We start from the raw sequence: 10,730 nt of genomic DNA on the forward strand, positions 1-10,730 counted from the left end.
ATTGACTGAAATTGCGTAAAGTGAAAACGAACCCTATATTAAAATTATACATTACATTAAACCGCAATTTTTATTGCCCAATAATAGTCACTATTGCCTAAGCGGAGAGTAGTTTTATGAATAATCTGCCTTCAACTTTGAGTGATTCACAGTACACTGCGGCAGTACTAATGCTGGTTGAGCAGATTCAAAATAGCTCAACACAAAAACATTCCCTATTCGAGCTTGCGACACTCTATTTCACTTCATCCGATGCCAACGCTAGAGTGTTAGGTGCATGCCAAGAAAACCTTAAAAGCATTGAGGACTATCTTAAATCAGCACCACAAGACAAACGTGCGAATACCCATAAACAAGTTAAAAATCTCCAAAAAGAGCTGAAGAATGAACAACAAAAACAATTGTATACCCGTCAACAGTGCTACAAGTGTGTAGCTAGCATTTGTATTAACATTCTGAAGTTAGCAGAGGGTAAAAATCAACAGCAAACAAACACTAAAAGCTCAAAATTATTAGCCACACTGTTTATGTTATCGAACACAGAAGGTAAAAATAGACAACAAATGCACCAGTTATATAAACCTTTATATAAGGCGGTATTAGCATTGCGTTTATTAGATAAAATGTTGTTAGAAAAAAAACTCACTAATAACTATATAGTTACTCGATTCAATACAAAAACTCGCTTTTCCAGCGCACCTAATAAATACAGTCAATTTCAATTAGACGTCGCTATTCCAGTAATTATTGCAGCAATAACCCAAGACATTGGTATGCAACATCCCGAAATACAACGGTTATTAAAAGGAACTGATGGTTCAATTGACGAATTTCGGGTGCTAGACAAAGAGACTCGCATGCCTCTACTTATTATGAATCATGAACAAACTCAGGATTTCATCAGCAACGGTATAGGAATTTCTGTATATGAAGGGCAGGATCCCGATACAAAAATACGTTATGAAAAAAAACAAAATAACCGTATGAAATTTGTTTTGGGTTTGTTGGGTGATGCTGTTAAACCTTCTGAAGGCAGTATAGGCAACATCATCAAAATTCCACAAATTTATTCGTCGTTTATTCTGTCTACCAAACCTGTTTATAAAATTCGCGACCTAATTAAAGTTATATCATTGCTAAGCAACGCTGCGAAGCACGCATCTATTTGTGCAACAGCTAGTCGATGCTTTATTAATTTGGTGGGACACTTTCCTTTAGGATTTGGGATTATATATGTACATGCTCAGCAATCAGGTGAACAGTTACATAATTATGATTACGGGATAGTCACTCGTTTAAATCCGCAACAACCTGATGCCCCTAGTTGTCGAAAAATAACAGACAATAGTGAGCTAGGCAGTGATTCAAAAGATTTCAGCTTAAAGCCAGAAAATAATTTGTTTTATCCTGCAGTACAAAAATCATTAGAAAGCTTGAGCGAGAAAACCTTGGCAGAAATCCATAAGTCCCATGTGCGCGATCTCAGGGATCCAAAATTACCTAGGTTTGAGATGGGATTTTGGAACCCTCATCGATATTTTAGTATCAACAAGCATCAAAAACTATGGTCCTAATTGAACTAATGAATTCACAGAACAAAGCGGCCATTCACGTAATTCAATAAGTGTGATAACTAATCACACCTATTGATAACACTGAACGACAGCCTTAATGCTCTTATAAATAGTTGCCTTCACCATCAATAGCAATCAACCGTAATGCATCTGGATCCGTATCATTTTCATCGGGGATCCACTTACTTAAACATTCTCTGTCTTCAACACAAGGATCCGTTAAGGTTTCAAGAAATGCCAACAATTCAGCGACTTCAGTATCGGTTAAGCTAATATCTTCAATACTAGCCACACCATCAGCTCGGTTAGCCAATTGCTTATCAATTGCACGTTGAGTGTTAACTACCATATCAACTGTTTGAATATTCGAAGTCAATTGAGAAAAATCGTAATTGTCCAATGCTGCTTGTGGATCTGAATGGGTACGAATAGCATGTTCAAGTGTTGCTGAACCACCGGCATGGCCCCAGGGACCTGTCGCAGTAACATTAAGCAACGAGGGGGTTCTAAAAGCATATTTGTCTTTTTCATCTTGCGTTTCACGGAATCGACCAAAGTCTTCAGTGCCATGCTCGCCATCACCTTTACCTCTGCCAATCTGTGCCATACCTATGACATAAAAACCTTCATCCGTGAAAAAATCGCCTGAATGACAAGAACTACAGTTTGCACCTCCATCATCTGCAGTATTAAAGAACAGCTTTGCACCGCGTTTAGCAACATCACTAATGGCTGAGTCATCACCATGCACATATGCTTTCCAAGGAGTTTCCACAAACACTTGAGAACTTTCATACTCACCAATGGCATTGGCAATATTATCAAAGGTAATTAATTCTTCTGCTGTGCCATCTGGGGCAGCAAAACCTTCCTTAAATTCAGCTAACCAGTAATTAGTAATTAACTTTCCACCTAAAGGATCACCATAATCGCCTAAACGCTGTTCTAAATTTTGTCTCACTTCAGCATTACTTGTACCATCAAAGTTGCCGAAATTTTTCATCTCTTCATTTGATGTAACCGGAAATCTAGCTTGAGCCTCCACCAAATTAATTCCAGCAGAACTGTCATTTTCTTCAAATAAAACGTCTGGTGTACGAATTCCTAAGTTATCATTACCGCCCATTTTTGGCGTTTTTCCTAAGCTTTCAACCCGACCATCATGAAACAAACAGTTATCCCAAAAAGCGATATTAAAAGTTGTTGGCGAATTTCTAGGCACAGTGGGACCACCATCAAAATGCTCACCATTTGTCTTATGTAAACGCCCTGGACCTAACAAATTATCCACTTCGGCATCAGTGCCAATAGGCAGAGCAAGATCATCACCACCACCTAACATTGGATGATGGCAAGTAACACAAGCTGCATCGAAATCACCACCTAAACTCTTAGTAAAGAATAGTTTCATACCCAACTGAGCTTTGGGGCTCTCGATATCAGGTAAAGTTCTCCCAGTACTAGGATCCCCTGTTAGTTTTTTTGTTGCGATAATAGCTCTAAGCTCTTCATCTAAAACTGTATCTTCTTGGTCAACTACAACCACATCTTTTGATTTATTGTCATTACAACTAACTAAAAATATCGATAAAACAAAAAACAAAATACTTGTTTTTAAGGGAGTTGTTTTGAAAAAGAAGGAATTATTAAACTGTATTTTCTGTGAGAGATCCGGACACATATTGTTTTTTCAACCTAGAAAAAGTGGGTTATAACTAATTTACGAATAAATTATTCTATAAAAATTTTTAAGAGGTGAAAGAAAATACTATTTTATGAAGATTAATCAAGGTTTTGATGCAAATTTATTGAATTGGGAGCTTTAGTCTGTGGATGTCTGCCAGTATAGTGTTTAAGATCTACGCGTAAGCGACTACCCATTCTTAAAAGGACAAATAGATGATCGGAATTATCCTGTTTTCAATTATATTGCTTTATTATATTTATCGCGGCTATCGTCTCGGTTTAGGTATAGTGCTGGCTCGAGTTGCGAGTCTTATAGGTGCCTATTATCTGGCTATAACCTACGCAGCTAAAGGCGCCACACTGCTTAGCGAAAAAACCGCCCTAGAGGGACTTGCCGCCTACTTTATCGCTGGATTTGCAATCTTCATCATCAGCTCAATCATCATTTCAATAGTCCTAAGGATCTTACTGCATATTCTCGGCAAAGTGACTGATGGAAAATCCGCATTACCCATACCTGGCGCAATTGCCAATGGTTTGATTGGTGTAGCAGTAGGATTGGCCGTAGTTTGGTTTGCCAACATGGCCAATACTGCATTAACAAATGGCGAATTACCACCTGACAACCTAGTCAACAATTGGTCGCAAAAACTAATGGGAGGCGCTATCGATACTGTGCTCTCAAAACAATTTCCCGATGCACCACAAATGGTCGGCGTTGCTTCTTATGCATTAAAAAATCCAGCCAGCAGCATAAAAGATGGGATCACTCTAGCAAACGACGCAGATGTACAACGTCTGATCAACAGCAAAAAAATTAGTCGAATGGTGGAAAAAAATGATTTACTAGGCTTAATGGTAGCCCCTGAAATCAATGCGGTACTCGATAACAAAACGGTGCAGCGCATCTTGGAAGGAACCAATGTATTAGGGGATGTTGATGTCACTGACAAAACCGCCGTTAAGATGCGACTGACTCAAGAAGTCATGACAACACTGATCCAAGTTGAAGCAGTCAAACAAAATCCTCGTTTTAAACAGCTTAGCCGTGACCCTGAACTTAATCGCATGTTAAACAAAAACGACGTATTAGGTTTAATGAGCAGTCCTAAAGTGAAAGAGATGGCGGAAATCATCATGGACTCGGGGATTATAAAATAACTGACGCTGGCGTAACAATCAGTGGGGATCTGTAATCAAGCTTTGCCGCAGTTGACCAAGAAAATAATACAACAGCCCTCAATTAGAGGGCTTTTTCTTCTTTGTAAATCTTATAAACCTGATTTCTTGAACTCGATCATTAATTAAGTCCCCCTCAAATTCAGCAAATGCGCCAAGCATACTGAACATAAGTTTCCCACTACTGGTTGAAGAATCAATTACCTGATTAAGTACATTAAGAGTTGCGCCTTCCTCTTCAATCATTGCAACGAGCTTATGCAATTCTCATAATGTACTTTTATCCTTCGGAGTTAGATTACAACAATGGGATTACGAAAAAGATTACACTAAATCGAGGTAACTTGGTTAGAAGTGGATGGGTGAAAACACTGTAATCTAACCTGTAACAGAGGTTACAAATCGTTATTTGATAGGTGGGGCGGTTAGGAGACTAGGATTAAGTGAACTAAGGTGGATCCCCCTTTTCAAGCGCGAAATATGAAATATCTGGAACTTTGGTAGGGCGCACTGTTCAGAACCAAAGATCGAAAGCCAATAATATACTTCAAACTTATTAGAAGCAGAAAATTATTACCTTGACCTAATGTGTATTAACCTGTTAATTATTAAGGATATTATCATAAGGGACTACTTAATTGATGGAATATGTTTTTCGGAAAACCGAAAGAAACAATTTAAAGGCGTCAACCTTTGAAACCAAGTCACTACTCTATTTGGCCTCGAGAAGCACTAAATACAAAGATATCTCAGTTCTAACGATAGATTGTTTTAATGATGTATCAGGTATGTGTGAAAATGAAAATATATGGGATGTTCAGGCAAAAAATCAACAAGGAATGACCCCAAGAAAAATAGGCCAGTTTCTCATTACACTTTATGAAAACTATCTCTCAGAATTTCATCCATTCTTCAAAGAGTACATATTTTTCATGCCAATGGTAAAACCGAATTACATTATAAACGGTTCACTACCGTGCTACGACATCAATAATTTTACTAAACCGAGTATAGACAAAATAATTGAAGGCTTATTAGATTCATCTGCTTGTAATAACGACTCTAAAATTAGGCATTTTATAAGTAATGTTTTATTTGTAGAAGATAGGTCGGACGAAGAAGAATATATCCGAGGATTAACGCTTTTCAAGTCGTCCAAAATGAAAGATGGGCTCTTTTTTAGTGCGATATTTAAGGAAATTAGAGACAGGCAGACGGCTTTAAAAAACTCTGAAATTGAAAATCATAAAGTTTCAAGACCGAAAGATGTGTTAGACCACAATAGATACATTACAACTGAAGAATTACAGGTGTTCATATTAAACAGGTTTATAGGTGGTGATGTTTTCTCGAATACTCGGAACTGCCCAGCTAGCTACATCCAGTATACAAGAGCTTTACCTATAGACGATGTAGAAGACCATATTTTCAATCAGAATTCATCTTTAAGTCGAGCTTTCTTTGATAAGAATAATCAGAAAAATTTTTGGCAACTTTTTTTTTCCATCTTCACAATTATATCTGACAACAATAAGATTTCAGTTTCTCAAGTCGTAAGTGAACTTAACGACAACCTAATACTTAAAGTTGAGCACATGGATATTGTATCTACTCGCTTTCTGGTTTCCATGATTAAGGATGGTTATAAATATGAAAATTAAGGAATTCGCTTTTGGTAATATCTCTGAAGCTTTTGTTGAGAATCGGTTTGGTGAAAGATTAAATATCATCTTTAGCAATGACAATAATAAAGGGAAAACATTGGTCATACAGGGACTAATGTTTGCTTTGGGTAATGAAGCAATTTTTCCAGCTGGATTTGATTTTAATAATTACTATTTTTATCTTAAGTTGGAGGCCAATTCCAAAACCTTCAGTATTATGAGAAAGAAAAATACATTTATTGTTATAGAAGATGAACACTTTCATATTCTCGAATCTGTCTCAGAATTCAAATATTTCTTTGATAAGCTAATTTTTCCCCTTCCTCAAATTGTGCACAAAGGACTACCTAAGTTGGTCGACCTACACCTCTTCTATCAGTTATTTTTTGTGGGGCAAGATAAGCGAGATACTTCCGCTATTTTTAACAGTGGTTATTATAACAAAGCTGATTTTATCCAAATGCTGTATTCTTTTAGGGATATTTCTGGGAAGGAAATAGATAGCGAAAAACTATCAGAATTGAAGTCGAATCTTGCAAATTTACGAAGATCAGAAACTAAACTATTGAAGGAAATGGATAGATTTAAGATTAACAAAGTTGTGCTGGAAAATGTAAAAGTATCAGCTGCCTATAGAGACTATCAAGAACAGCAAGATAAGTTAGAAAAAACTAATAATCTTCTAGCTAATTTAAAGAACAATAGAAACAGAGAAAATTCTAGACGTAATGGTCACTTTAGGCTCCAATCAGAATTAAATTCTCTCAATAGAACTATTGAATTTGGCAAGGTTTCCTGTGACGACTGTGGAAGTACTAACATAAAATATAGTTCTAAAGACGTTGCTTTCGACATTAGTAATAAACAAATTAGACAGTCAATCCTACGGTCTATTGAAATGAATATTCAAATAAAAGATGAAACTATTTCAAAGCTAGATTACGAAATTGACACACTTCAGGGTAAGTTTGACAAAGAGTTATCATCAGTAAAACCAGAGTTAAGAGACATTATCTTTTTCCGAGATGAATTAGAACAAGCTGGAAGTTTAGATCAAGAATTAGTGACAATTCAAAAGAACATTTCAATTACTAAAGACTTAATAGTTAGTTCTAGTAATGCCAACGAAGGCATTTCAAACAAACAAAAACAGTTAATCACAGATATTGTAAATTCCATGAATGAGATCTATCGAGTAATCGATAAAAATGGAATTCAAGTATTTGAAGACTTATTCACTAAGAGAGGAGTAAATTACTCTGGAAGTGAGGAGCAAGAATTCTATTTTGCTAAACTATACGCTTTGCATAATGTGCTTAAACACCCATTCCCAATAGTAATCGATTCGTTCAGAGACCGCGAATTATCGACAAAAAAAGAACTTGAAATGTTAGACATACTAGAGCGACTTGATACACAAATAATTATTACCTCTACCCTGAAGCAAGAAGAATACATAGAAGATAAATATGAGTCGTACAAGACGTCTGTTGCCATAGATTATAGCAACCATCAGGATAGTCATATTTTGAATTCGAATCATTTACCTTCATTTATTGAGATTTGTAATTCCTTTAATATTTCAGACCTTTAACAGAATGACATAATTAGTTTTAAGTATGATTTCAGTCATCTATCACCCCAAACTAAAGCTATCAACCACCGCAATTAGATAACTCATATCAAATTAACGAGACCCCCATGATGACGAGCAGTCCAAAAAATAGCTTTTCTATTTTATTACGTTGGGTGTCTTGATAAATTCTATAAAGGTTACATATGGGGGCGGTTAGGAGACTAGGATCGAACAAGCCAGTTTGCCAGTCCCTTTTCAAACTCCAAATTCGGATTTGTAAATTTTTTGGTAGGGCGCACCTTGAAGTAACATTTATTGTTTACTAAATAGACCAAAAGTACACAGAAAGCTATTGATAGTGTATTTTACCCCCTCCAATCCAAAGACGTACTGGAGGGGAATTTGAGTTGGCAATTTATTTAGTATTCTACCTTTTCTAAGCGTCGTTTAGCAGCATCACTGTAAAACGTGTCTTTTCCGTCCGATATTTTTATTATTTTGTTTAGCCATTCGCGTGTTTTAGGGAAGTCTTTTTCACCCCAGTATGCTTGAGCTATTTGATAGCGAAATCCTTGAAGTACTGAGGCTTTAGGGTGCTCTTTCTCAAGCCCGTTAAATGTCTCTAGTAGCATGGGCATGTATTTTCCAAAGTCTAGCTCCAATCCAAATGAACTTCCGTATTTCCCTCTATCCGTCCATCCTAGAAGTGTTTTGAATTTTGATTTGTAGGCAACCTTGGATGCTATAGAGTTCGGGAATTCGGTAATAGTTTTGTCATACCACTTAAGCGCTGCTTCGAAACCTTTCATCCAACTGGAGTCAATGGTAACGGTGTTTTTCCTGCCTTTTGACCAAAAGTCACCGTGTTTAAGATAAGAAGTAGCAATCGCATTATTGAGTTCTTCTTTGGACGATTCGCCTACGATTTCTGATAGAACTGCGATTCTGTCCTTTACTAGTATTGCTTCTTTTGAGTTTGGGTGGTTTTTGATTAATTTACCCCATGTTTCTAGCGCAACTGATATATTTGAGTTATTGAATGCGATGCTGCCAAGAATGTAGAGTGCTTGTGCTTCTTGGCTTTTATTTTTTCCACTAACTATTACGTTGACAAGCTCAAGTTTCGCATCATTTTCCAGTCCGTGAAGCAGGAGCATTTCAGCCTTATCGAGTGATGCTGCAGCTAAGAACTGTGAGGTTAAAATACTGGCTATGGCGAGGGCTTTTATTAAGTAAGTCTTCATAACTACTTCAATTCCTTATTTGATTATTTTCCAATTTATATTAGGTATAACTTAAACGCTTAATACTTAAGCGCGATTTTAGCTTAAAGGGAATATCATGAATTGCAACTGCTATTATTTAAGGCTAATTCTAATCACTTAAAAAAGTAATAGGGCAGTAGTGGTCAGGTAAAATCTATCACAGCTTCATAGTAAATAATGTCATTAAAAATAATTCCTAATGTGAAAATATTGATTAACTAGAGCCTATCGAGAGTCTGAGTAAACAAGACCAGTAACGCCTATAATTGGCACTAGACCACTAGCTAAGTTTGTTGGTATTCCGACTAACCATGTGGAAAATTAAAATTAGACTAATCCAAGATAAAGCTATCAACCACCGCAATTAGATAAGTCATTTGCTTAATTATATGGGTATACGTATCTGTCGTTTTCCCCTGCTGCAACCTGTGTCCAACAACTTCTTGTACGTGATGCAGATTAGGGTACTCGTTCCTCACTTTTGTTATGAAACTATGCCTGAAACTGTGAAATGATCTGACGTTACCGTATTCATCATGACTTGCAACTTTGCAGTTAGTCATAAACCTAGAAAACCAGCCAGTTACAGCACGAGCCTCAACGCCCTCAAATATTTTGCCTTCTTTTTCCTTAATCCAATCCATAAAACCTAAACTCAAAACGCTACTATGAATAGGTATCTTCCTCACAAATTTACCAAGCCACCCAATTTACCAAGCCACCCATAATAAGATTTTGAGTCTAGCCCAAATATTAAATATCAATTTTCCGGATTCAAATCGTTTGGATTGATTGGGGTATGAGACTAAAGGGAAAGTTTCAGCTTGTTTGGTGAGAACAATTGGTTTTTATCGGTATTTTAGGTATAGCTGTGCTTTATTGGCTATAAGTTGACTGCTTTATTAAGGTTATGCGCAGCGTAACAGTGTTTTTGCTTTACCCATGCCGCGAATGCGTTGGTGGCCTGTGTGCGCTTTGAACTGGTTCATCATCATTTCTGCTCCTGCTGCATAGCAAAAATGCTTTTCAAACTCTGTGGTGAGGGTGAGCCATTGGTCGTCTGATAAGCCTAACCTTTGTAAGATGGGTTGTTGTTGATGGTCTATATGCCCTGCTTTGTCATTTCTGATTATTCTGCCTGTTATGTCCACTAACTCACAGTAGTCTTTGAGTGAGAAAGTGATGCCTTTTGGCATATCTTGTCTAGGATTGCCGACAAAAGACATCAGCGAATGGGTTGTGTTAGGTTCTTTTATCGATTCTAAGCGCTTTTTAATACTAGTGTGATTTGAGGTTTCTGGGGTATCCGCTATCTTGGTTCGAATGGGGTTAAGGTCAACATAGGCCATACAGGACAGTAATGCTGCTTCATCTAATAAAGCCTGTGATTTAAATCGTCCTTCCCAAAATCTTCCGGTACAGTCATCCTCTTTATTGGCTTCTCGGGCAATATGTTCATTCAGGTTACCCATCAACCAGCTAATATCATGTAAGCGCTTGCGATACTCGATTATGGTGTCATCTAAGGTTAGCTTTTCACCTTGGCTTAACGTGTCTCCTCTGACAAACATTTGAGTGAGCAATGTGCCTTTATGTAGGCGGTGCCAGCGCTCAACCACTTTACTATCTGTCCAAGCCATCACTTGTTGCACATCTACGTGTAACACCACATGCACATGGTTACTCATCACAGCATAAGCACATATATCAATTGCAAAGACTGAAGATAGAAACAACAATCGCTCTTCAATCCATTCACGGCGATGTTCATCAATTTACCAAGCCA

8 protein-coding genes and 1 pseudogene are annotated in these 10,730 nt (G+C 37.1%); 4 read left to right on the forward strand and 5 right to left on the reverse strand.

The features are described 5' to 3' along the window. Positions 1 to 116 precede the first annotated feature (116 nt). Entirely contained in the window at positions 117 to 1,574 is a 1,458-nt protein-coding gene (locus tag GARC_RS13255; protein ID WP_007620899.1) for a hypothetical protein, read from the forward strand. A 103-nt stretch (positions 1,575 to 1,677) separates the two neighbouring features. On the opposite strand, the gene GARC_RS13260 is transcribed toward GARC_RS13255, so the two are convergent. Beyond that, on the reverse strand, positions 1,678 to 3,177 hold the full coding sequence (locus tag GARC_RS13260; RefSeq protein ID WP_226989155.1) for a cytochrome-c peroxidase: 1,500 nt from the start codon (positions 3,175 to 3,177) through the stop codon (positions 1,678 to 1,680). A 296-nt stretch (positions 3,178 to 3,473) separates the two neighbouring features. Here GARC_RS13260 and GARC_RS13265 point away from each other — a divergent pair, with 296 nt between their 5' ends. Then, positions 3,474 to 4,421, forward strand: a complete 948-nt coding sequence (locus tag GARC_RS13265) for a CvpA family protein (RefSeq protein WP_007620902.1) — start codon at positions 3,474 to 3,476, stop codon at positions 4,419 to 4,421. 78 nt (positions 4,422 to 4,499) lie between these two features. Here GARC_RS13265 and GARC_RS27720 read toward each other — a convergent pair whose 3' ends face one another. Continuing rightward, positions 4,500 to 4,703 (reverse strand): recombinase family protein, encoded by a 204-nt coding sequence (locus GARC_RS27720; RefSeq protein WP_039989606.1) that lies wholly within the window; start codon positions 4,701 to 4,703, stop codon positions 4,500 to 4,502. Positions 4,704 to 5,080: 377 nt separating this feature from the next. Here GARC_RS27720 and GARC_RS13275 point away from each other — a divergent pair, with 377 nt between their 5' ends. Then, the gene (locus tag GARC_RS13275; RefSeq protein ID WP_007620903.1) at positions 5,081 to 6,100 is read left to right on the forward strand and encodes a hypothetical protein; all 1,020 of its coding nucleotides are present in this window, start codon (positions 5,081 to 5,083) and stop codon (positions 6,098 to 6,100) included. Next, positions 6,090 to 7,697 carry a coiled-coil domain-containing protein gene (locus GARC_RS13280; RefSeq protein ID WP_007620904.1) on the forward strand — a complete coding sequence of 536 codons (1,608 nt, stop codon included), beginning with the start codon at positions 6,090 to 6,092 and terminating at the stop codon, positions 7,695 to 7,697. Before GARC_RS13275 ends, GARC_RS13280 begins: the two co-directional genes overlap by 11 nt. 401 nt (positions 7,698 to 8,098) lie before the next feature. Here the strand turns inward: GARC_RS13280 and GARC_RS13285 are convergent, their stop codons facing one another. The 3 genes and pseudogenes from GARC_RS13285 to GARC_RS13295 all read right to left on the reverse strand — a co-directional run. Beyond that, positions 8,099 to 8,923, reverse strand: a complete 825-nt coding sequence (locus tag GARC_RS13285; protein ID WP_007620906.1) for a tetratricopeptide repeat protein — start codon at positions 8,921 to 8,923, stop codon at positions 8,099 to 8,101. 353 nt (positions 8,924 to 9,276) lie between these two features. Then, complete coding sequence (locus GARC_RS13290) at positions 9,277 to 9,633, reverse strand: tyrosine-type recombinase/integrase (RefSeq protein WP_039989608.1); 357 nt, start codon at positions 9,631 to 9,633, stop codon at positions 9,277 to 9,279. A 219-nt stretch (positions 9,634 to 9,852) separates the two neighbouring features. Then, positions 9,853 to 10,713 (reverse strand): annotated as a pseudogene (locus GARC_RS13295) (transposase); the annotation flags it as partial. Positions 10,714 to 10,730: the final 17 nt, after the last annotated feature.

Source organism: Paraglaciecola arctica BSs20135 (genome assembly GCF_000314995.1).
Classification (GTDB): Bacteria; Pseudomonadota; Gammaproteobacteria; order Enterobacterales; family Alteromonadaceae; genus Paraglaciecola; species Paraglaciecola arctica.